This is a genomic window from Pararhizobium sp. O133 (assembly GCF_051669845.1).
Classification (GTDB): Bacteria; Pseudomonadota; Alphaproteobacteria; order Rhizobiales; family Rhizobiaceae; genus Pararhizobium.
The window spans coordinates 3,684,442-3,705,999 of sequence record NZ_CP196426.1 but is presented as its reverse complement, the minus strand read 5'-3'; the positions used below and the strand labels follow the sequence as shown (position 1 = coordinate 3,705,999).

Annotated in this window: 24 protein-coding genes; 15 read left to right on the top strand and 9 right to left on the bottom strand. The window is 60.8% G+C overall.

Going from position 1 to position 21,558, the window contains the following annotated elements; translation table 11 throughout:
- Nucleotides 1–152 precede the first annotated feature (152 nt).
- On the bottom strand, nucleotides 153–1,658 hold the full coding sequence (locus ACST81_RS17865) for a protein adenylyltransferase SelO (RefSeq protein WP_438749552.1): 1,506 nt from the start codon (nucleotides 1,656–1,658) through the stop codon (nucleotides 153–155).
- Nucleotides 1,659–1,855: 197 nt separating this feature from the next.
- Entirely contained in the window at nucleotides 1,856–2,377 is a 522-nt protein-coding gene (locus tag ACST81_RS17860) for a DUF1697 domain-containing protein (RefSeq protein WP_438749551.1), read from the bottom strand.
- Nucleotides 2,378–2,533: 156 nt separating this feature from the next.
- Here ACST81_RS17860 and ACST81_RS17855 point away from each other — a divergent pair, with 156 nt between their 5' ends.
- Nucleotides 2,534–2,794 carry a ribbon-helix-helix domain-containing protein gene (locus ACST81_RS17855; RefSeq protein ID WP_438749549.1) on the top strand — a complete coding sequence of 87 codons (261 nt, stop codon included), beginning with the start codon at nucleotides 2,534–2,536 and terminating at the stop codon, nucleotides 2,792–2,794.
- A 3-nt stretch (nucleotides 2,795–2,797) separates the two neighbouring features.
- On the top strand, nucleotides 2,798–3,121 hold the full coding sequence (locus ACST81_RS17850; protein WP_438749548.1) for a type II toxin-antitoxin system RelE/ParE family toxin: 324 nt from the start codon (nucleotides 2,798–2,800) through the stop codon (nucleotides 3,119–3,121).
- Between the two features lie 61 nt (nucleotides 3,122–3,182).
- Here the strand turns inward: ACST81_RS17850 and ACST81_RS17845 are convergent, their stop codons facing one another.
- A complete protein-coding gene (locus tag ACST81_RS17845) occupies nucleotides 3,183–3,647 on the bottom strand; it encodes a hypothetical protein (RefSeq protein WP_438749547.1) in 465 nt (154 codons plus the stop codon).
- 165 nt (nucleotides 3,648–3,812) lie between these two features.
- Between ACST81_RS17845 and ACST81_RS17840 the strand changes: the two genes are divergently transcribed.
- A complete protein-coding gene (locus ACST81_RS17840) occupies nucleotides 3,813–4,076 on the top strand; it encodes a ribbon-helix-helix domain-containing protein (RefSeq protein WP_438749546.1) in 264 nt (87 codons plus the stop codon).
- A complete protein-coding gene (locus ACST81_RS17835) occupies nucleotides 4,076–4,405 on the top strand; it encodes a type II toxin-antitoxin system RelE/ParE family toxin (protein ID WP_438749544.1) in 330 nt (109 codons plus the stop codon). Before ACST81_RS17840 ends, ACST81_RS17835 begins: the two co-directional genes overlap by 1 nt.
- On the opposite strand, the gene ACST81_RS17830 is transcribed toward ACST81_RS17835, so the two are convergent.
- Complete coding sequence (locus ACST81_RS17830; protein WP_438749541.1) at nucleotides 4,383–6,476, bottom strand: S9 family peptidase; 2,094 nt, start codon at nucleotides 6,474–6,476, stop codon at nucleotides 4,383–4,385. The genes ACST81_RS17835 and ACST81_RS17830 overlap by 23 nt on opposite strands.
- A 183-nt stretch (nucleotides 6,477–6,659) precedes the next feature.
- Here ACST81_RS17830 and ACST81_RS17825 point away from each other — a divergent pair, with 183 nt between their 5' ends.
- The 4 genes from ACST81_RS17825 (at nucleotide 6,660) to ACST81_RS17810 (ending at nucleotide 10,816) form a co-directional block, all read left to right on the top strand.
- Entirely contained in the window at nucleotides 6,660–7,040 is a 381-nt protein-coding gene (locus tag ACST81_RS17825) for a type II toxin-antitoxin system RelE/ParE family toxin (RefSeq protein WP_438749540.1), read from the top strand.
- Nucleotides 7,033–7,320, top strand: a complete 288-nt coding sequence (locus ACST81_RS17820) for an addiction module antidote protein (protein WP_438749538.1) — start codon at nucleotides 7,033–7,035, stop codon at nucleotides 7,318–7,320. The genes ACST81_RS17825 and ACST81_RS17820 overlap by 8 nt, the downstream gene beginning before the upstream one ends.
- 196 nt (nucleotides 7,321–7,516) lie before the next feature.
- A complete protein-coding gene (locus ACST81_RS17815) occupies nucleotides 7,517–9,442 on the top strand; it encodes a methyl-accepting chemotaxis protein (RefSeq protein ID WP_438749536.1) in 1,926 nt (641 codons plus the stop codon).
- Nucleotides 9,443–9,592: 150 nt separating this feature from the next.
- On the top strand, nucleotides 9,593–10,816 hold the full coding sequence (locus ACST81_RS17810) for a hypothetical protein (protein WP_438749534.1): 1,224 nt from the start codon (nucleotides 9,593–9,595) through the stop codon (nucleotides 10,814–10,816).
- Nucleotides 10,817–11,059: 243 nt separating this feature from the next.
- Here ACST81_RS17810 and ACST81_RS17805 read toward each other — a convergent pair whose 3' ends face one another.
- Complete coding sequence (locus ACST81_RS17805; protein WP_438749532.1) at nucleotides 11,060–11,521, bottom strand: hypothetical protein; 462 nt, start codon at nucleotides 11,519–11,521, stop codon at nucleotides 11,060–11,062.
- Nucleotides 11,522–11,793: 272 nt separating this feature from the next.
- On the opposite strand from ACST81_RS17805, the gene ACST81_RS17800 reads away from it, so the two are divergent.
- Nucleotides 11,794–12,159, top strand: coding sequence for an SH3 domain-containing protein (locus ACST81_RS17800; RefSeq protein ID WP_438749531.1), 366 nt, complete (start codon nucleotides 11,794–11,796; stop codon nucleotides 12,157–12,159).
- 287 nt (nucleotides 12,160–12,446) lie between these two features.
- Here the strand turns inward: ACST81_RS17800 and ACST81_RS17795 are convergent, their stop codons facing one another.
- On the bottom strand, nucleotides 12,447–13,310 hold the full coding sequence (locus ACST81_RS17795; RefSeq protein WP_438753662.1) for a VOC family protein: 864 nt from the start codon (nucleotides 13,308–13,310) through the stop codon (nucleotides 12,447–12,449).
- A 349-nt stretch (nucleotides 13,311–13,659) separates the two neighbouring features.
- Here ACST81_RS17795 and ACST81_RS17790 point away from each other — a divergent pair, with 349 nt between their 5' ends.
- Nucleotides 13,660–14,082, top strand: a complete 423-nt coding sequence (locus tag ACST81_RS17790) for a universal stress protein (protein ID WP_438749529.1) — start codon at nucleotides 13,660–13,662, stop codon at nucleotides 14,080–14,082.
- A gap of 19 nt (nucleotides 14,083–14,101) precedes the next feature.
- Here the strand turns inward: ACST81_RS17790 and ACST81_RS17785 are convergent, their stop codons facing one another.
- Nucleotides 14,102–15,499: a hypothetical protein gene (locus ACST81_RS17785; protein WP_438749528.1), complete on the bottom strand. Its 1,398-nt coding sequence runs from the start codon at nucleotides 15,497–15,499 to the stop codon at nucleotides 14,102–14,104.
- A 258-nt stretch (nucleotides 15,500–15,757) separates the two neighbouring features.
- Between ACST81_RS17785 and trhA the strand changes: the two genes are divergently transcribed.
- A complete protein-coding gene (gene trhA, locus ACST81_RS17780) occupies nucleotides 15,758–16,417 on the top strand; it encodes a PAQR family membrane homeostasis protein TrhA (RefSeq protein WP_438749525.1) in 660 nt (219 codons plus the stop codon).
- A gap of 21 nt (nucleotides 16,418–16,438) precedes the next feature.
- Here the strand turns inward: trhA and ACST81_RS17775 are convergent, their stop codons facing one another.
- Entirely contained in the window at nucleotides 16,439–16,963 is a 525-nt protein-coding gene (locus ACST81_RS17775; protein ID WP_438749523.1) for a hypothetical protein, read from the bottom strand.
- Nucleotides 16,964–17,195: 232 nt separating this feature from the next.
- On the opposite strand from ACST81_RS17775, the gene ACST81_RS17770 reads away from it, so the two are divergent.
- Entirely contained in the window at nucleotides 17,196–17,462 is a 267-nt protein-coding gene (locus ACST81_RS17770; protein WP_438749522.1) for a hypothetical protein, read from the top strand.
- Nucleotides 17,463–17,473: 11 nt separating this feature from the next.
- On the opposite strand, the gene msrB is transcribed toward ACST81_RS17770, so the two are convergent.
- A complete protein-coding gene (gene msrB, locus ACST81_RS17765) occupies nucleotides 17,474–17,881 on the bottom strand; it encodes a peptide-methionine (R)-S-oxide reductase MsrB (protein WP_438749520.1) in 408 nt (135 codons plus the stop codon).
- Between the two features lie 518 nt (nucleotides 17,882–18,399).
- Here msrB and ACST81_RS17760 point away from each other — a divergent pair.
- Genes ACST81_RS17760 through ACST81_RS17750 form a run of 3 tightly spaced genes read left to right on the top strand, consistent with a single transcriptional unit; the run spans nucleotide 18,400 to nucleotide 21,556 of the window.
- Nucleotides 18,400–20,763: a putative monovalent cation/H+ antiporter subunit A gene (locus ACST81_RS17760; RefSeq protein WP_438749519.1), complete on the top strand. Its 2,364-nt coding sequence runs from the start codon at nucleotides 18,400–18,402 to the stop codon at nucleotides 20,761–20,763.
- On the top strand, nucleotides 20,760–21,179 hold the full coding sequence (locus tag ACST81_RS17755) for a Na(+)/H(+) antiporter subunit B (RefSeq protein WP_438749518.1): 420 nt from the start codon (nucleotides 20,760–20,762) through the stop codon (nucleotides 21,177–21,179). The genes ACST81_RS17760 and ACST81_RS17755 overlap by 4 nt, the downstream gene beginning before the upstream one ends.
- On the top strand, nucleotides 21,179–21,556 hold the full coding sequence (locus ACST81_RS17750; protein ID WP_438749517.1) for a Na+/H+ antiporter subunit C: 378 nt from the start codon (nucleotides 21,179–21,181) through the stop codon (nucleotides 21,554–21,556). The genes ACST81_RS17755 and ACST81_RS17750 overlap by 1 nt, the downstream gene beginning before the upstream one ends.
- Nucleotides 21,557–21,558: the final 2 nt, after the last annotated feature.

Sequence of the window (21,558 nt, the reverse complement as noted above, 5' to 3'; positions counted from 1 at the left end):
AAGGGGGGAGAGACCCAGCCGCAGCCCCCTTGTTTTCAATGACGGAGGGGACGGCAGTTTAAGCCCCTCCCCCTTGTGGGGAGGGGACTTTCCATATGCGATAGCCCTGCGGGTGAAGGGAAGAACCGCTGATTAAGAGTCAGCTGCTTTGCCTACGTCCCGCAAAACGTCCGCAACACCTCTTCCTGCGGCAGCGGAGGCGCCGTGTAAGCCGCAAACCCCGGCTGATCCTCATAGGGCCTCGCCAGCACCGTCAGCAGTGCCTCGAACAGCGAGAAATCACCATCATCCTCGGCCGCGCGGATCGCCTGTTCGATGCGGTGGTTGCGGGGAATGAAAGCGGGATTGACGGCGCGCATCTTGGCTGCGGTCTCTGCGTCCGACAGGGGCTCACGGCCGGTCCGCTCGCGCCAGGCGAAAAGCCAGGCCTCGATCTGGTGCGGCGTGGCAAAGAGAGCCTTCAGTGCCTCGTCCTTGTCGGCGCTTTCGGCGGCATCGCAGAGCGCGCGAAACGTCAGGGTGAAATCGGCGCCTCCCTGATGCATCGCGGTCAAAAGCCCCTGGACAAGGTCGAGATCGCCATCCTCCTCGGTGAACAGGCCGATCTTCGCCTTCATGCCGTCGAGCCAATGCGCCTGGAACAGGCCGCCAAATCCGGCGATCACGTCATTGGCGAGACTGACCGCTTCGGACGGCTCGGGGTCGATGAGCGGCAAAAGCGTTTCCGCCAGCCGCGCCATGTTCCATTGTCCGATCGCCGGCTGGCTGGCATAGGCGTAGCGGCCGCCGCGATCGATCGAAGAAAAAACCTTGGTCGGATCATAGGCATCGAGGAAGGCGCAGGGGCCGAAGTCGATGGTTTCGCCGGATATGGCGCAATTGTCGGTGTTCATCACGCCATGGATGAAGCCGACGCAGAGCCAGCGGGCGATCAGCGCCGCCTGCCGCTCGACGACGGCCTTGACGAGATCGAGATAGGGCCGGTCGCTGCTCTTGAGGTCGGGGTAGTGGCGGTCGATCACATAATCGGCCAGCGTCTTCAGCCCGTCGGTATCGCCGCGCGATGCGAGGAACTGGAAGGTGCCGACGCGGATGTGGCTGGCCGCCACCCGGGTAATAACGCCGCCGGGCAGGACCTGTTCGCGGTAGACGGGTTCGCCGGTGACGACGGCGGCAAGCGCCCGGGTGGCGGGAATGCCGAGCGCAAACATCGCCTCGCTGACGATATATTCCCGCAGGACCGGACCGAGCGCCGCGCGCCCGTCGCCGCGCCGCGAATAGGGCGTCTTGCCGGCGCCCTTCAACTGGATGTCGCGCCGCTTTCCCGCGCGGTCGATCACTTCGCCGAGCAGGATTGCCCGGCCGTCGCCGAGCAGCGGCACGAACTGGCCGAACTGATGGCCGGCATAGGCCATGCCGAGCGGTTCGGCACCTTCGGGGATGCTGTTGCCGGAAAAGATCGCGGCGCCGTCACGCTCCAGCGCATCGGCGTCGAGCCCGAGTTCCTCCGCCAGCGGCCGGTTGAACTTGATCAGCCAGGGCTCGGCCACGTGCGTCGGGATGGCGCTCGCATGGAAATGCGCGGGCAGCCGGGCATAGCTGTTATCGAAGGGAATGACAGCCTTGCGGGTCTCCGCCTGCTGATTTCGATTGTCCATCGTCGTCCCTTACCTCTGAAATTGAGTTGTACAGGAGCGTAAGCCATCCAGGACGACGTCGCTTTGCAATACATCCCCATAGATGTTCTGTCACCGAGCACAATTCAACCGGCGGCGGGACCGAGCGTGCTATTTCGCGTTCAGCCCGCAAGGGGAGGAGGCGAAAATATGCTGGCGTCGCGCTTCAAAGCGAAAGATCAGTGTGCTTCCATCTCCGCGGCCATTTCCGCCAGCTTGTGCACCGTGTTGAGATTACGGGAGGTTGCCCGCCGCAGGATTTTCAGCGTCATGCGCGAGCGGCCGGAGCCATTGGGATAATGCACATAGATTTCCTGGCCCGACACATGGGCCTCTTCCCCATCCGGCGTGACGAGATCGCTCAGCGCATTGGTCGGCGCCGGCTCGGGGAGGAAGTTGACCATCAGGTAATTCGGCCTGGCATCCGGAAAGGGATTTTGGTCGGCAATGGTTTCGAGCTGCCTGCGGCTGCGCACCACCACGCCCGGCGCCTTGCCCATGATCCGGGCCAGCGACTCGTCCAGCCTCTTGGCAGCGTCATCCGCCAGCAGCGGCGAGCGGAACAGGACATTGCCGCTCTGGATATAGGTTTTCACGTCGGTAAAGCCCGCGTCCTCGCATAGGGCTCTCAGTTCGCTCATCAGAAGCCTGCCGGTGCCGCCGACATTGACGGCCCGCAGGAGGGCAATATGAACGGGCATGCATCTCCTCCGCATCTATCCGCAAATCACCGCGGACAGAGAAGAGTAACCTGCGTCGGCCGTTCCGTAAAATGCCCTTGGTTTCGCCCAGATCGGCAACGGTGTTGCGACGGTTGGCTTTCTCGCTTATTTTGATCTCACGATGGAGATCGCGCCATGAATGAGAAGCTCAACGTCACGCTCCCGGCCGAACTGGTCGAAATCATCAACAACCGCGTTGATGCAGGTCTCTACGCATCATCGAGCGATGTGGTGCAGGCCGCGATGAAGCTTTTTCTGGCCGATGAGCAGCAGCACGAAGCAGCGATGGCCTCCATCCGTGCTCGCGTTAAAGCCTCGCTCGACGATCCCCGGCCCAGCATTACCGCTGATCAGATGGACCAATGGATAGAGGGTCTCGCTGCAAAATACCGGTGATGCTTGAAGATCTTTTCCATAGAATATCGTCCGTCTGCGCAAAGAGACATCGAATCCATTGCCGACTACATCTTTGAACGGACCGGAAGCGCCGTAACGGCTTTGCATTATGTCCGGCGGCTGCGCGATCGTTGCCGAAAAATCTGCAGTGCGCCTTTCGCCTGTATTGCCAGGAACGATCTTGGCGACGGCATCCGCATGGCAGTGTTCGAGCGTAGCGTTGTCATTCTCTATGTCGTTGAGAAGAAATGCGTCTGCATCACAAATATCTTCTCCGGAGGGAAGGACTATGAAGCCTTGCTGAGGATGAAGGATGAGCGGAACTGAGCATTATTGACGCCCAGTTTTGCTATTCGTATGGCAAATGAATCACAAGAGCGCCACACGTTCAAAGGCCTACATTACCGTTTTCGGTCTGTGCCGCATCGCCATTCTCGGCGATGCCGAGCTGGCGCTGGATCGCCGCCTTGATTTCGGCCTCGATCGCCGCGCGCGCGTCGGCATCCATGTTCGCCAGGTCTTCCTCGGTCAGATCCTTGCCGGCCAGGAACTGCGCCCGGATCTTTTCGGCAAGCGACATGGACGACCATTCCAGGAATTCGTCGGCCGGACCCTTTTCCTGCGGCGCTTCAGCAATAGAACCCCCGCCTGCCTCCATCTTGTCGGCCATCGACAACCACAGAGCAGACGACAGCGACGAGGACGACGCCGGCCCGCCGATGGAAACAGACGGCGCCGACATGCGCTGGTTGCCGCCATCTGTCGGAATGAGCAGGCTGGAGGCCGCACTGCCGGATGCCGGGCCGTTGTTTTGCGAACGATAATAGCTGCTGATGCTGTCGCCGATTTTCATGCCGATTCTCCCTTCAAGGTTGCAGAGAGAATTATGGCGTGGGGCGTGTGCGGGGCTTGCAGGGGGCGAAGCAATCAGCGCTTCGGCTGCTCTCCCAAACGCAGAGTACGAATTGCCAATTTTCGTCCACTGTTTTACTTTGCCGACGGATTTGGAGAGTGTTCCATGAACGAGATATTGAAGGTATCATTGCCATCCGAGATGGTGGATGCGATTGAAAGCCGGGTGAAGGCGGGCAGCTATGCTTCTACCAGTGACGTACTGCAGGAGGCGGTGGAACTGCTGCTTCAGCGCGAAAGCGAGGATGAACTCCGACTGGAAACGATACGGGCGAAAGTTGCCGCTTCGCTGAGTGACGGCTCCGCTGATATCAGCATGGACGAAATGGATGACTGGCTGGAACGACTGGCCGAAGAAAACCGCCATTGATGAAGCCGTATAAGGTGGTCTTCAGAAAAACCGCTTTAGCGGATTTGCGCGCAATATTTTCATATGTTCTGGAAAAAAGCGGCAGCCGCAAAACCGCGTTGAACTACGTGAAGCGCATTCAAAGAAAATGTGACGAAATCGGCACGGCGCCTCTGGCATATGTCGAGCGTCCCGACATTTTTCCGGAATTGCGGATGGCCGTCTTCGAGCGCCGTATCGTCATCCTTTACGTCGTTCAAAAGACGACTGTCCGCATCACCAGCGTTCAGTCCGGAAGCCGGGATTACGAAGTCCTGGTGCGTCCCCCTACATCTTCCCCGCCACCTTGATCGCAAACGCATATTCGAACGCGATCTCTTCCAGTCGCTGGAAGCGGCCGGACGCCCCGCCGTGGCCGGCGTCCATGTTGGTCTTCATCAGGATCGGTTCCTTGCCGGTGGTCTTTTCCCGAAGGCGCGCGACCCATTTGGCCGGTTCCCAATAGGTGACGCGCGGATCGGTGAGGCCGCCGAGCGCCAGGATCGCGGGATAGGGCTTGTCCGAGACGTTGTCGTAAGGGGAGTAGGCCGCCATGCGCTCGTAGGCTATCTTGTCCTCGATCGGGTTGCCCCATTCCGGCCATTCCGGCGGCGTCAGCGGCAGCGTGTCGTCGAGCATGGTGTTGAGGACATCGACGAAGGGAACGGCGGCGATGATGCCCTTGAATTTTTCCGGCGCCATGTTAGCGATCGCGCCCATCAGCATGCCGCCGGCCGATCCGCCCTCGGCGACAATGTTCGCGTAGGAGGTGAACTTCTCCTGATTCAGATAGTCGGCCGCGGCGATGAAGTCCTTGAACGTATTGGTCTTCTTCTCCATCTTGCCGTCTTCGTACCACTGGAACCCCTTGTCCTTGCCGCCACGGATATGGGCGATGGCATAGACGAAGCCGCGATCGGCGAGCGACAGGCAATTGGTGTTGAACGAGGCCGGAATGGCGATGCCGTAGGCACCGTAGCCATAAAGCAGGCAGGGGGCGGAGCCGTCGAGGGGCGTATCCTTGCGGTAGAGCAGGGTGACCGGAACCGGCACGCCATCGAAGGACGGCGCCATGACACGGCGTGTGATATAGTCGTCCGGATTATGACCCGACGGTACTTCCTGCGTCTTCAGAAGCGTGCGCTCGCGCGTCACCATGTTGTAGTCGTAAAGCTGGCTCGGCGTCGTCATCGAGGAATAGGAAAAGCGAATGACGTCGGTATCGTATTCGGCGGCGCCCGAGAGGCCGAGCGAAAAGGCTTCCTCGGCAAAGGCGATCGCATGTTCCTCGCCGGTCTTGCGGTCGCGAATCTTGATCTGCGGCAGGCCGGCCTCGCGCTCCAGCCAGACCAGATGGCGGGCATAGGCGCCGTGTGAAATGATCAGCCGGCCGGCGGTATGCGGCACCACATCCACCCAGTTTTCGCGGCCCGGCTTGTCGACCGGAGTCTGCATGATCTTGAAATCCTTGGCGCCATCGGCATTGGTCAGGATGTAGAAGACATCGCCGCCTTCAGAGAGGGAGTATTCCAGCCCTGTCTCGCGGGCCGCCACCAGTTGCGGCTTGCCCGTGAGATCCGATGTCGGCAAAAGCCAGTATTCGCTGGTCTCGTGGTCGTGGATGTCGATATAGATGAAGTCATCGAGCATCGAGCCGCCGACGCCCATGAAGAAGCCCGGATCCTCTTCCTCGTAGACCAGCCGGTCGGCGGATTGCGGCTCGCCGATGATGTGATGGAAGATCTTCGACGGGCGGTGATTGTCGTCGAGCACGGTGTAGAAGAAGCTCTTGCCATCGGGCGCCCAGGCGCCGCCGCCGCCGGTGCTTTCGATCACGTCGGCAAGATCGTCACCGGTCGAAAGATCGCGGACCCGCAGCGTGTAATATTCCGAACCCTTGTCGTCATAACCCCAGATGCCACGGCTGTGGTCGGTGGAATGGTCGATGCCGGCCAGCCGGAAATAGGCCTTGCCCTCGGCCTCTTTGTCACCGTCGAGAAGTACGGTGCGCTCACCCCCATCTCGGGGTGTCCGAAAATAGCGAGGCTGCTCGCCGCCGGTGACGTAGAAGGTGCCATAGGCAAACGGCCCGTCCTTCATCGGAACGGAACTATCATCCTCCTTGATACGGCCCTTCATCTCGGCAAACAGCGTCTTTTGCAGCGCTTCCGTATCGGCCATCGCTGCCTTCATGTAGACATTCTCGGCCTCCAGATGCGCGCGGATTTCCGGATCGAGGATAGACGGATCCTTGAACATCGCCTGCCAGTTGTCGGCGCGCAGCCAGGCATAATCGTCCGTCCGGGTGATGCCATGACGGGTATCCGTCACCGGCTTTTTCGGGGCGATGGGAGCGGGCGGCAGGTTCTTGAAGATGGACAAGGAAAATCTCCGGCAAATCGGGCGGGGCCAAATCGGTGGCAAGGAAGGTGTGTCAGAGATAGAGGGCGGGGCAGGGAGGTTCAAGGCGGAAAGTGGTGTACTTGATATGCCCCGCTCCGCCCGCCGAGGGCGTCAGTCGGGAACAGGCTTGACAATTCGTAGTTTAAAAACTACATTCATTTCATGAACCTCATCCAGTCCGAGACGTTCAGGAAGTGGCTTGAAAAGCTTCGCGACGAGCGGGCGAAGGGTTTGATTGCCGCCCATCTTCACCGCCCATCTTCACCGCCCATCTTCACCGCCCATCTTCACCGCCCATCTTCACCGCCCATCTTCACCGCCCATCTTCACCGCCTGTCGGACGGTCACGCGGGCGACGCGCAAGGCGTCGGTGATGGTGTCAGTGAATTGCGCATTCACCACGGGCCGGGATATCGGGTCTATTACCATCAGGACGGCGACACGATCATCCTTCTTTTATGTGGCGGTGACAAATCGAGCCAAGCCAAGGATATCGGGCTTGCAAAACGGCTGCTCACTGAATGGAGATTGCACAATGGCTGAACGATTTACGGAATTCGATCCGGCCGATTACCTGACGAGCGACAGCGCGATCGCCGCCTTTCTCGATGCAGCTTTCGAAACGGGAGATTCCGCCTATGTCGCCAAGGCTTTGGGTGTCGTTGCGCGTGCAAAAGGCATGGGACAGATCGCCGACAAGACGGGCCTGTCCCGCGAGCAGCTCTATCGTTCGCTGAGTGAGGACGGCAACCCGACGCTGAAGACCATGCTGGCGGTGATGCAGGCGCTTGGTCTGGAACTTTCGGCGAAAATTCCCGCCTGATCGGAAAGGCCGCGCTGCCTTTTCCAACCCGCCCTCTGCCACCTTTTGGGACACGACCTTAACCGTCCATTAGCGCGATTGCGTCAAATGTGCACTGCAGCGCGATGTCCCTCCCAATGCGCAGTGCCAGAGGCATCAGGCCTTGAATTCTCCCTTCGTATTTCGTTCGCGGGCATGCGCCTGCCGGAGTCCTGTCATGACCTTTCGCAATCTTTCCATCCTCCAGAAGATCGGCCTTGTCGTCTTTGTCATGGGACTTTCCTCCCTCGTCATCGGTCTTGTCGGCGCCCGAGGCATTTCGGCGCTGGAATCCGCGATCGTTTCCGTCGGTGCCGAGGAAGAGGTTGCCCGCGAGGCGATGGACCTGCGCGTCGATATCATCGCCATCAGCCGCATGACCTATCAGCTTGCCGCCGCGCCGGAAAAGGCCGCCGATTTCCGCGCTGAAACCGAGAAGCGCTCCGGCGAAATGCTGGCTCGCCTGCCGAAGATCGAAGCCGCCGCAGATGCGACGGAAGTCCAGCAGCTCGGCAAGATCCGCCAGACGCTGGAAAGCTATTTCGCCAGCATCCGCTCGATGGTTGATGTCGCGGAAGCCGACCCGGCCAATGGCGAGGCGATCAAGGCTGCCCTCGGTGTCGCGCTCGATGGCCAGAAGATCGTGACTGCGGCGGTCAAGGAATACAGCACCTATTCCGGTGAGGCGCTTGCCGGTGCCCGCGCTGCCGCGCTCGAAGAATCCAGCACGGCCATGCTGGTTGTCGCTGCCGCCATCGTCGCCTGCATCGTCTTCGGCGCTGTCGTCAGCCTGCTCGTCGCCCGCCGAGGCATTGCCGCGCCGGTCCGTTCGCTCACTGCCGCCATGAGCCGCCTGGCCGAAGGCAATCTGGAGGTCACCGGCGCGGATGCCGAGCGCAAGGACGAAATCGGCGAGATGGCGCGCGCTGTCGACGTTTTCCGCCGCAACGCGCTCGTCATGCGCGATATGAAGGCCCAGGAGGCCTCGTTGCAGGCGCTGAACAGCGATCTGCAGTCGAGCATCAGCACTGTCGTTGCCGCCGCCGTCGCCGGCGATTTCACCGGCCGGATCGGCAAGGACTACCAGAACGACGACCTCAACCGTTTCGCCGGCAGCGTCAACGAACTGGTCGGCAGCATCGATCATGCCATCGCCGAAGTGCGCCGCGTCATCGCCGCCCTTGCCGATGCCGACCTGTCGCAGAGCATGGACGGCCAGTTCCAGGGTGCGTTCGCCGAACTGCAGGCCAATGTCAACGCCACCATGCTGACCCTGCGCTCGACCATGCACAATGTGCGCGGCGCCGCCGGCACGATCAAGGACAGCTCGTCGGAACTCTCCTCCGCCGCCAACGACCTGTCGAAGCGCACCGAGCAGCAGGCGGCCGCCCTTGAGGAAACGGCAGCGGCGCTCGACGAGATCACCGCCACCGTCCGCACCTCCGCCCAGCGCGCCAACGAAGCCCGCGACATGGTGCGCGAGACCAAGGACAGCGCTGGCAAGTCCGGCGAGATCGTTCGCAGCGCCGTCAGCGCCATGGGCCGGATCGAGGAATCCTCCAGCAAGATCAGCCAGATCATCGGCGTGATCGACGAGATCGCCTTCCAGACCAACCTTCTGGCGCTCAACGCCGGTGTCGAGGCTGCCCGTGCCGGCGAGGCAGGCCGTGGCTTCGCGGTCGTCGCCCAGGAAGTCCGCGAACTCGCCCAGCGTTCGGCCAATGCCGCCAAGGAGATCAAGAACCTGATCAGCGCGTCCGCCTCCGAGGTCGGCGGCGGCGTCGCGCTGGTGCGCGCGACCGGCGATGCACTGGTGGAGATCGAACAGCTCGTGCTGCGCGTCAACGATCACGTCGAAAGCATCGCGACCGCCGCCCGCGAGCAGTCGACCGCGCTTGCCGAGATCAATACGTCCGTCAACCACATGGACCAGATGACCCAGAAAAACGCCGCCATGGTCGAGGAAACCACGGCCGCCAGCGAAACGCTCGCCGAGGAAAGCCGCCAGTTGCAGACGCTGCTCGCCCGGTTCAAGCTGGAGGGTGGCAGCGCCGGCGGCGACGCCCTGTCCACCATGGCGCGGCGCATGCGCCACGCGGCATAATATAAATTAAATCAAATTCTTGAGAGGCCGCATGCGATCGCGCATGCGGCCTTTTTCGTTTTTCCCGAGAAATTCACGTGCATGGTCTAGACATTGCGAATGTAACTTTATAACAAACGTAACGTTATTACATTAAATCAGGAGAAGCCGATGCGAACCCATTTCACCCGCCTGATGCGGAATGCTGCATTTGTCAGCGCACTCGTTCCGGTCCCCGTGATCGCCGACGATGGCACTGACACATGGCGGTTGTTTGTTGCCGATCACACACAGCCGGTAGTCCGGGCGATCGATGCCAAGAGCGGCGCTGAACTCGGGCGTTATGATCTCAAAGGTTATGCAGCGCTGAGCGCCAGTGAGAGCGGCAGGACGGTGTTCGCGGTGCAGGGCGATGTCGGCACCGTGAATGTGCTGTCGACCGGTATTGCCATTTCCGATCATGGCGAGCATCGCGATATCGAGGTTTCTGAGCCGAAGCTCTTGCCCGCCGTCATCACCGGCGAAAAGCCGGGCCATGTCGTAACCCATGGCGATGATGTGGCGATCTTTTATGATCGGGGCGGCAAGGTCGATCTTCTTGCGGAAAGCGCGCTTCTTGATTGCAAAGGGCAGGGCGCAGCGATCGACACGACCGCGCCGCATCATGGCGTGGCGGTGCCGATGGGGAGCAGTATTCTCGTTTCAGTGCCGAACATGGCGGTGGAGGTGAAGCCGGACGAGTTGCCGCCGCGCCTGGGCCTGCGCGTCGTTGATCGCGATGGCAAGCAACGAGGCGATGTCGCCACCTGCACCGGGCTGCATGGAGAGGCCGTCTCGGCACGGCTCGTTGCCTTCGGTTGCGCGGAGGGTGTGCTGATCGCTCGACCGGGCGGTATTGATGGGCCGAAGCTGGACATGCTGGCTTATGATCCGGACCTGCCGAAAGGCAAAGTCTCGACATTACTCGGCGGAAAATCCATGCAGTTCTTCCTCGGCAATTACGGGGAGGACAAGGTAGTGTTGATCGATCCCGACAGCGATACACCCTATCGCCTCGTGGAGCTTTCAACCCGCCGCGTCGATTTCGTGCTCGATCCCGCGGATGCCCGCCATGGCTATATCCTCACGGAGGACGGCAAGCTGCATCGTCTGGATGTAGTCAAGGGCGAGATCACCGGTTCCGAAGTGATTACCGAACCCTATAGCAAGGATGGCCATTGGCGCGACCCGCGCCCACGTCTCGCCATGGCCGACGACGCCATCGCCGTCACCGATCCGCGCCACAGCCTCGTGCGGATGATCGACCCCGCGACGCTGAAGGAGAAGCGGACGATTCCGGTCGAGGGCCAGCCTTTCTCGATCGTCGCCGTCGGTGGATCGGGGGAGAGGCACTAGAGACTGAGTGTGAGGAAGGTGCACTATCCTGAAATTGCTCAATCTGATCCTCCTCCCGCTTGCGAGAGAAGATTTCCGAAGACCTGATCAGGTGCTGAGGTTTTGGCATTATCGATGATCAGGGTTTGCTCCCACACCCTGATCAAATATCTCGCCAAAGGCATGGGGCTTGGCCTGTAATTCAATTGCCAAGCTGACGGAGGGCGCCTTAATTAAATGAGACTGCCGATCTGGCAGAGAGGTTCAAACAGTATACAACTTCATTCTGCCGTCAAAATGACCGCCACTCGCAAAGAATGTAATACTTTCGATCGATGTGAAAGGGTCGAACGCACCTCTGCATTCCCCACAAAAAAGCGCACCTAAAGCGCCTGAATTCGCTTTGTGATAGAATGTTGTTTGGCCAATTCCAGTAATTCCTACTGATTTGAATAGCGTATATTCTACTCCAATGCGGGCCATCAAGTTCCACGCAGTTCTTCCTAAAACGAAGCACGTATCGTCGTTGCGTCCTTCCTTGTGGCCGCCGTCTTGGATCACATATGAGCGATAGCCTGAAATAGATTTATTGACTCGAATTCCCAAAATTCGGTCCTGTCCCGCGACATCAATGGAGCCATAAATGAAAACTTTCAGAATATCGAAGTCGGGCAGAGATACAGTATGTGATTGACCGTTGAACGCGTCATTGTAGATTAGGTTCATGATATTCTCCCGCATTGTTCTATTCAATTGAGGATGCATGTATCATGAATAAAGTCTAGGCTGGGCGAGGTATATTTCCTGAAATATTGGCGTGTCTCTTCCTGCCAGCCGTAGTGGCAGGCTGGCGTTGACGCATGAGACCTGAGCCATATCCGCCTTGTCCGAAACCACCCTGTTCCATCCGGAACCACCCATACCGGCGGCAGCTGCTAAACCAAGATCAGGGACAAGAACAGTGGCCGGCTAAAATGCCGCCCGAGGAGACCATGATCATGAAGACCCTGATGAAAATCGCGCTGGCTGCCGCGGTCGTCGCAATTGCCGCGCCGATGGCGATGGCCAATACATTCGTTGCCTGGAAGGTGTCGGGCGTCGCGTGGAACGACGTTCTGAACGCGCGCGCCTGGCCATCGTCGCAATCGGCCATCCGCGCCGGATATCCGAACGGCGCCCGACTGCAGATGACCGGTCGCTGCATGAACGGCATCGATCTCAACGATATCGCTGGTTGGTCGCGCGGCGCCCAGCGCAATGCGGTGCGGTCCACCTGGTGCCAGATCTGGCACGATCCGGGCCAGAACGCCCATTGGCAGGTCGGTTGGGTCCATGGCCGCTATATCGAGCCGCAGGGCTGGTAAGGCCTGAGACTGGAGGCCTTATCAGGCCTCCAGTCAGATTGCTGACAAAATCATCGTTCCGCGATTTCGGACGTCACTGGGACGTACGGACCCACCATCCTCCCCGTCATTCCCGTTCTTGTCACGGGAATCCAGCCACGCCAGTCTTTGGGCTGAAAGAGCTTTTTGACCCAACGGACGTCGGGTCGCTGGATCCCCGCCACAAGGGCGAGGATGAGGAAGGGTGGGGCGCCGCGCTCTCCAATAACCGGCTTGGGAGTTTGTCAGCAGTCTGGCTGGAGGCCTTATCAGGCCTCCAGTCTCAGGCCGATGCCCCACGGGTCGACCAGCGAATGGGTGTCACCATTGCGGGTCACCGGGATTTCCAGCTTTTCCAACGCCGCCAATGCCGCCTGCAGCTTGGCGGGATCGTTGAAGCGCACCGTGTAATCGGCAAGGCCCGTCATGTTGGCCTGGCGCTTCGGCGCGCCGCGCGAGTTCCAGATATTGGCGCCGACATGGTGGTGGTATTTGCCCGAGGCAAAGAAACTGGCGCCGGGATAGGTGGCCATCAGGTCGAGGCCGAGCACGCCCTGGAAGAAGGCATTGGCCTCGGGAATATCGGCGACCTGCAGGTGGATATGGCCGATCGCCGTTCCATCCGCCATGCCGTTCCACGCGTCCTTCGGCGCCTCGTCATAGAGCGCCTGCAGGTCGAGCGGCAGCGTCGCCATCTTCACCATGCCGTCCTGCTGGTAGTCCCATTCGGCGCGCGGCCGGTCGCGGTAGACCTCGATGCCGTTGCCTTCCGGATCGCCGAGATAGATTGCCTCTGAGACGAGATGATCGGACGCGCCCTGCAGGGGAACATTGTTGTGGGCGATATGCGCCAACCAGCGGCCGAGTTGCGCGCGGTCGGGAACGAGGAAGGCGGTGTGGAACAGGCCGGGCGCGTTCTGCGGCGCGATCGCCGCATTGCCTTCGGTGGTCAGCGTCAAAAGCGACCGGCCGGCGACGCCGAGCGTTTCGCCGCTCGCCGTCTTCTCGATCGGCGTCAGCCCCATGATCGCCTGGTACCAGGAGGAGACCATCGGCAGGTCGCGCACCACAAGGTGCGAATGGTCGACATAGGCAGGCATGCGGATGGCGTGGTTTTCGGCTTGCTCGGTCATCGGTTTGATCTCTTCTGCTGCCCCGGCGGTGCGGGCAGCGGTTCCGGTCACGATTGCGGTCGTGGAAAACTTGAGGAAGGTGCGTCTGTCGAGAGTGGCCATGGCGCAATCCTGTTCATTGGGCCTGTCGAATGGGTTCGAAGAGATATATGACGCGTGCGCGGCGTTCACGGAAGGTGCGGTATTGAGGATTTACCGTTCTCCTAGTGTTGACAATGATCCGTGGCGCTTCGCCACAGGGACTGTGACTCTCAGGCGCTCGGGCCTATATTGAGTCTGTCGCGCAACACAGCGAGATCCCGGCAACATCTCTGCCCGAAACTGGCGCTGCGAACCCGAGGAGACTGTCATGTACAAGAAAATCATCGTTCCGATTGCCATGGATCATCTCGAGCATGGCGAGAAGACTCTCGAACGTGCCCAGTCGCTACTCGATGATGGCGGCGAAATCATCCTGCTCAATGTCGTCGAGGACCTGAACGCCTATGCGCAGGGTTACATGATCGTCGATTTTCCGCTGGAACTGATGGAAACGTCACGCAAGCAGGCGACGCAGACGCTGACCGAACTGAAGGACAAGCACGGCATCAACGGCCGGGTCGAAATCCGCATCGGCGGCGCGGCCGGCGTCATCAACGCCTTTGCCGAGGAAGCCGAAGGCGACCTGGTGATCATCGCCTCGCACCGGCCGGGCTTGATCGATTATTTCATCGGCTCGACCGCCAGCCGGGTCGCCAGCCATTGCCGCTGTGCCGTGCTGATCGACCGGTAAAATCTGTCGCGGGATTTCGTTAGCGGACACCGAAGATGCTGTCGATCGCCGATTGTGTCTGCGGGCCGAAGCCGCCGTCGATCGGGCCGGAATAGAGTTTCTGGTCGGCAAGCCGGCGCTGCAGCGCCTTGCGGAACGGCAGCGACCAGTTCTGCGCATTGTCACGCATCTGGCCGCGGCTGAAATTGGCGCCGGCACGCAACGCCTTTTCCATCCATTCGGCTGCAAGTTCAGGATCGGCATTCACGGCAAGGCCCTTGTCGTAGAAATTGGCCACGTTGTTGAAGGCGATGGAATCGCCAGCCTCGGCGGCGCGACGATAGTAGTCCATCGCCTGTTTCAGGTCCTTTACCTCGCCTTCTCCCGTCTCGTGGGCATAGCCGATATTGGTGAGCGCTGTCGCATTGCCGCCATCGGCGGCCCGGCGGTAGAGGCGCATGCCCTCGGCGACGTCCTTGGTGACGCCGATGCCGGAAAAATACATGTAGCCCAGGCCGTTCATGGCGTTGACATTGCCGAAATCCGCCGCCCGGCTGTACCAGTCGAAGGCCCGGGTCGTATCGACCGGTCCGCCAATGCCGTTCAGGTGGAAATTGGCGGCATTGGTCATGCCGACGGCATTGCCGGCCTCGGCCGCCTTGACGTACCAGCGGCGTGCTTCCTCCAGATCGCGCGGCACCGTATTGCTGGTTTCCAGAAGAAAGCCGGCATCGTTCATGGCGCGGGCATTCCCGCCGAGCGCACCCTTCGTGTACCAGTCGAGCGCCACCGTGTCGTCTTCGGGAACGCCACGGCCGGAATCGTAGAAATAGCCGAGATTGAACATCGCCCAGGCATTGTTGCGCTGCGCCGCGTCGACATACCAGCGCATCGCCTCCTTCTCGTCCTGGCTCACGCCCTGGCCGTTGTCATAGGCATAGGCGACGGCGGCAAAGGCCGCAGGATAACCGCGGCCGGCGGCCGTGCGGTAGAGATCGAGCGCTGCGGCATAGTCGCCCTGCTTTTCCAGGGCGCGGGCGTATTGATAGGTAAAGCGCAGGATGTTCGGCTTGGTTTCATAGGCGCTCTTGCAGGCGGCCAGCGCGGCATCGCCGTCCATGGCGCTGATCTCGATCGGCGTCACATTCTTGGCCCGGTCGCCGTCGAGCGGATCAGCCGCCAGCGTGTCGCATGGGTTGATGCCGCTGGTGTCCGTCATGGGTTTGATGGGCTGCATCGTACCGATCGAGGCGCCGTCGCGGGTATTGGAGGCCGGTGGCGCCATTTGCGGCGGATAGGCATGACCGTGTCCCGTCGCTGGATCGCTCTGGGCAAGCGCCGGCAGGGGAAGAACAGTCGCGGCAAGCAGGGTGAGGATCGGCATCGCGGCGACGGGCAGGCGGGGGGAAAGCCCACGGATGTGACGGTGTTTTGCCATGACGATGTCCTTTCGCGACCCGCTTGCTTGGGCTGTCCGGCGCATTGTGTTGAAAACCGGCGCTTTCGCAAGTCTCCCCGGGAACAGCGCGCCCGGTTGCCGGCCAGATGTCGATCTGTTGCAATTGTTGATTCCGGCCGCCCTGTTTCGGCTCTTAACCCTGTGTCAAATTGCCTTTGTCGCACTGTTGCCGGGGCATGCACGGCTTTGTAAACAAATGCTGCTACAAGCATATCAGGGAAGTTTCGAGAGGCCGTCGTGGAGATCAAGAGCATTAAGTGGAATTACGATCGCTCCGAACTGATCGCCGATGGCGTCGTTCATGGCGTCGGGCTTGCCTTTGCCCTGATCGGCGTTACCGCGATGATCTTCTATGCCACGGTCTGGAGCACGTCCGGCCAGCTCGCAGCAGCCTGGATCTATGGCGCAGGCCTGGTCGCGACCCTGTCGATTTCCTTCCTCTACAATCTTTATCCGGTCTCGCGGACCAAATGGTTCCTGCGCCGCTTCGATCATTCCTCGATCTTCATCCTGATCGCCGCCACCTATACGCCGTTCCTGCAGCGCGGCTGGGATGATCCCTTCCTGTTCGGTATGCTGATCGGCATCTGGGCGATCGCCTTTGTCGGCGTGCTGATCAAATGCGTCTTTCCCGGCCGCTTCGACCGGGTGGCGATCCTGCTCTATCTCGCCATGGGCTGGAGCGGCGTCTTCGCCGCAGGTCCGCTTTTGTCGCAGCTGACCGAGACAACGCTGATCCTGATCCTGGTCGGCGGCATCATCTATTCCTGCGGCGTGATCTTCCACGTCTGGGAAAAGCTACGTTTCCAGAACGCCATCTGGCACGGTTTCGTGGTCACCGCCGCAGCCGTCCACTATTCCGCCGTGCTGACCTGCATCAGCGGCGCTTCGCTCTGACCCTTCCAGTCCCCGCCGGTTTCAGTTTTGCGCGGCGCCCGGCGCTGCCTTCGGCGACTGTTCGCATCCGCCGGCAGGGCGCAGCGTTTTGACCATCCGGCCGATCAGCGGATTGAAGTGCTTCAGGGCATCCTGCGGATAGCGCAGGTGAAAATAGGCAGCACTTCCGTCGCACAGGAGGACGCCGCGCACGTAGAGAATGTCCGAGTCTTTGGCGCCGGAATAGCTCGCCCACCCCTTGGTCACCTTGTCATAGGTGATGTTCCAGTCCTCGTTCCTGTTCCAGACGATTCGCTGGCGGACCTCGTCGGAAAAATCCCCATCCACGATCGTCGTGCCGAACAGCAGGAGTTCGGAGCGTCCGTCATCCGAACGGAAGGTCGCGCCTTCACCATTGTCGCTTTCGCGCGCGAGCGCAAAGCCGGGCGGAACGGCCGCGTTGAACCCGAAGCGGGGATTGACGTAGCCCGTCCAGTCATCCGCGGCGAAAGCGGGGAAGGAGACGGCAAGCGCGACGACTGCCGACAACACGTGTTTCAGGCTCATTTTCAGTCTCCTGGGCGGTGCGGCGCACCGTTTATTTCGGAACGCCACGCCGTGAAACTTTATTCACGCGTCCTGCCGAAAAAGAAACACAAGTTGAAACTATTTCTGAATTGAAACCGTAGAGGGCGTTTGTGGCCGGCGGGGCGCATTCATACATTGTTAGCATTCTTAGATGTTTCACAAACCATGCCCGCCGGTCTCGTTTAAATGGTGGGTGCACAGGGAAGAGCACATGTCCAAGCGTAGCAAGCGCGTTGATCACAGCGACCCCGGCTCGCATCGGGGCTCCGGCGTCGATGACGAGCGGCTGCCGCTTTGGGTGGACGGCGACGAGGATGAGACGCCGGGGCGCAATTGGTCGCTCATCCTGATCTTCGCGATCGTGCCGCTGGTGACACTCGTCGGCCTGGCGCTCGGCCTGTTCGCGCTCTTTTCGGAAGCGTTCGGTGCACCGTTGGCGATCGAGACGGTCGTCGAGAGCAAAGCACGCCCATTGTGAGGGCTTGCTGATTATTCCTGTTCAAAGGTCAGCGCCACGCCGTTCATGCAATAGCGCAGGCCGGTCGGCGGCGGACCGTCGGGAAAGACATGGCCGAGATGGGCGTCGCAATCGGCGCAGCGGATTTCGGTGCGGCTCATGCCATAGGACAGGTCGTGATGCTGAGTCACCGCGTCGGGCGAGATCGGCGCGGAGAAGCTCGGCCAGCCGGTGCCGGAATCGAACTTGGTGTTCGAGCGATAGAGCGGCCGGTTGCAGCAGATGCAATGATAGACGCCTTTCTTGTCGAGATCGAAATCCGGGCTGGAGAAAGCCCGCTCCGTGCCGTGCTGGCGGGTGATCCGATACTGTTCGGGCGTCAGCTGCGCACGCCATTCCTCATCGGTCTTCATCACTTTCAAGGTGCTGATACTCTGCATCGGTTTCTCCCTGATTTCGTCGGATATAAGAGGCTTGCGCGTGGCGGCAAACGCCACCGCCGGTCGGTCAACGGCTTGATCTATGGCGATACGTCCTGGAGGAAAGGGCTAGAGCATCGTTCCCTTAATACGCCCATTCTGCTGGAAGGAATTTTGGCCAGAACCAAGGCGGCTGGCGAAAAGCGCAGCAAAAGCTGCGGCTGAGACGGCCACCGCCGGTCGTGGCCAAAATTCATCCAGCCCTTCGGGTTGGCTGAAAACGGTCGCCCACTGCGGCGGATGGCTGGACCGATGGATGTCGCATCGCTCTGCGCCATCCTTCTTGTGGATCGGCCGTTTTAAGCCAACAGAATGGATCGTATTAAGGGAACGATGCTCTAAATGTTGGGGAGGGACGCCGATCCGTTCCGACAATCCTTGAGTTTGCCCGTCGCTTGCCCTATCCCGAAAGGGTCTGTCATCGGCGCCGGATCTTACATCCTTCGCTGCCGTAATACCGGGGAGGAACGAACGGAACCATGAATGTCGTCGACCTGACATTTCTGGCCTTCTGCCTTCCGTTCCTGGGCGCGCTCGTCGCGCCGTTGCTCACAAGACTACTGGGGCACAACGCCGCCTGGATCCTGGCGCTGGTCCCCGTCGCCATCTTCGCCCATTTCGCCGGCTTTGCCGATACCATCTCGAAAGGCGAGGTCGTCACAGGCGGCTATGCCTGGGTGCCCTCGCTCCATCTCACCTTTTCCTGGCTGATCGATGGCCTGTCGCTGACCTTCCTCCTGCTGATCTCCGGCATCGGCGCGCTGATCGTGCTCTATGCCGGCGGTTATCTCAAAGGCCATCCGCATCAGGGCCGGTTCTTTTCCTTCCTGCTCCTGTTCATGGGCTCGATGCTCGGTGTCGTCGCGTCCGACAGCCTGCTGATGTTGTTCGTCTTCTGGGAATTGACCTCGATCACCTCCTTCCTGCTGATCGGTTTCGATCATGGTCGCGAAGCCGCGCGCCGCGCCGCGTTCCAGGCGCTGGTGGTGACGGGTGCGGGCGGGCTGTTCCTGCTCGCCGGCCTGCTGCTGCTCTGGAACGTCTCCGGCGTCGCCGCCTTCTCGGCGCTTTTGCCGCTTGCCTCGATCGTCAAGGCAAGCCCATTCTATCTCGCCGTGCTCATTCTCGTGCTGGGCGGCGCCTTTACAAAGTCGGCGCAATTCCCGTTCCACTTCTGGCTACCCAATGCCATGGAAGCGCCGACGCCGGTTTCGGCATACCTGCATTCCGCGACCATGGTGAAGGCAGGTGTCTATCTGCTGATGCGGCTCAATCCGGTGCTGGGCGGCACGACCGAATGGCAGGTGATCCTGCCGGTGTTCGGGGCGGCGACGCTGGTCATCGGTGCGCTGCTTGCCGTGCGCCAGACGGATCTGAAGCTGATGCTCGCCTACACGACCATGGCGTCGCTCGGGCTCTTGGTGCTGCTCACAGGCCTTGGCGCGCCGCATGCGATCGAGGCAGCGGTGCTCTATCTCGTCGCCCATTCGCTGTTCAAGGGCGCGCTGTTCATGGTGGCCGGCATCATCGACCACGAGACGGGAACGCGCGACATCACCCGGCTTTCCGGCTTGCGCCGGGCCATGCCGCTGACATTTACGATCGCGCTCGGGGCGGCCCTGTCGATGGGTGGTCTGTTTCCGTTCTTCGGCTTCCTTGCCAAGGAGGAAATCTACGCCGCGCTGCTAACCGGCGATGCATGGGCGATCGCGCTTGCCGTACCGGTCGTTATCGGCAATGCGCTGATGTTCACTATTGCCTTTGCCGTGGCACTGAAACCTTTCACCGGCAAGGTGGTGGACACCCCGCGGCATGCGCACGAAGCGCCGCTTCCGCTCTGGTTGGGGCCGGCCGTGCTGGCTCTCGCGGGTCTGGCGGCTGCCGTGTTTTCCGGTGCGCTGCATGCGTCGATATCCTCGCCCATGGCATCGGCCATTGCCGGCGAGAGGCGCACCGTCGCCATGTCTCTTGCTGTTCATGTCGGCCTGCCGCTTGCCCTGTCGGTCCTGACGATCGTCCTTGGTATCGCCGTCTATCTTCGGTTGGCGCAGATCCGCTCCGCGATCGGCAACGCCCTCGTTGCCGTCGGCTGGGGACCGGACCGTGGGTTCGACCAGGCAATCCGCGGGCTTGTCCGCCTGTCCGTGGCGGTGACCCGCCGGCTGCAGAATGGCCGGCTGGACACCTATATGACGATGACCTTCATACTGTTCGCGCTCGTCCTGCTTGTGCCACCCTTCCTGTTCGGGGAACTGGCAAGCGCGCCGGTCTTTCCCGGCGATGTGCCGCTGCATGAGATTGCCGTGATCGTGATCGCGGTCGCCGGCCTCGTCACCGTGGTTCTGGCGAGGGACCGGCTGACGGCCATCGTCTCGCTCGGTATTCAGGGCTTTTCGGTCGCGGTGATCTTCCTGCTCTATGGCGCGCCGGATCTTGCCTTCACCCAGTTCATGATCGAAACGCTGGCGGTGGTCATCCTGGCGCTGGTGATGACACGCCTGAGACTGTCTCCCACCGACCGCCGGCCGTTCCGCCAGACGCTGCCGGATGCGGCGATCGCGCTTGCCTGCGGGATGGGTGTCACGCTGTTCCTTCTGAAAGTAACGCAGGCGCCGTTCGACACGACGCTCACCGATTTCTTCAACCTCTATTCGAAAACGATCGCGCACGGCGCCAATGTCGTCAATGTCATCATCGTCGACTTCCGCGGCACCGATACGCTGGGCGAGATCGCCGTGGTGATGATTGCCGGGCTCGCGATCCTGTCGCTTATCCGTTTGCGGGCCGGTTCGCTCAAGCGCATCGCCGACAATGATCCGGACGAGCCGGAGGCGGGCCGATGAAATCGCTGATCCTGCGCACTGCCACCCCCTTCATCGTCGCCGTCATGCTGCTGTTTTCGATCTTCGTGCTGCTGCGCGGCCATAACGAGCCGGGCGGAGGCTTCATCGGCGGCCTGATCGCGGTTGCTGCCCTGTCGATCCACGGCATCGCCTTCGGCGTCGAGACCGTGCGGCGCGCCATCGTCTTTCATCCGCTCGCCATCGCAGGCGCCGGGCTGCTGCTCTCGACGCTATCGGGGCTGCTGTCGATGCTGTTCCATGTGCCCTTCATGTCCGGGCTCTGGGTCACTCCGGTCATCCTCGGCCAGGAAGTGCCGCTGTCGAGCGTCATGAGCTTCGATATCGGTGTCTATCTCGTGGTGGTCGGGGCCGTCACCTCGATCGCGCTGTCGCTCGAGGAAAGAGGAGACGAGTGATGGAACCGATCCTTTCCGTTCTCACCGGCATTTTCCTTGCGATCGCGGTCTATCTGATGTTGTCGAAATTCATCGTCCGCATGCTGCTCGGCGTCGCCATTCTCGGCAACGCGGTCAACCTTTTGATCTTCACCTCCGGCCGCATCATGCGGGAAGTGCCGCCGGTGATCGGGGCTGGGCTCTACGTGCCGGCCGGCCCGACGGCCAATCCGCTGCCACAGGCGCTGATCCTGACGGCAATCGTCATTTCCTTCTCGTTCTTTGCTTTCCTGCTGGTGCTGTCCTGGCGGGCCTATGTCGATTTGAAATTCGACAATACCGATGCGATGCGGGTGGCCGAGCCCGATGACGATACCCTGCCGCCGCTCGGATACTGACA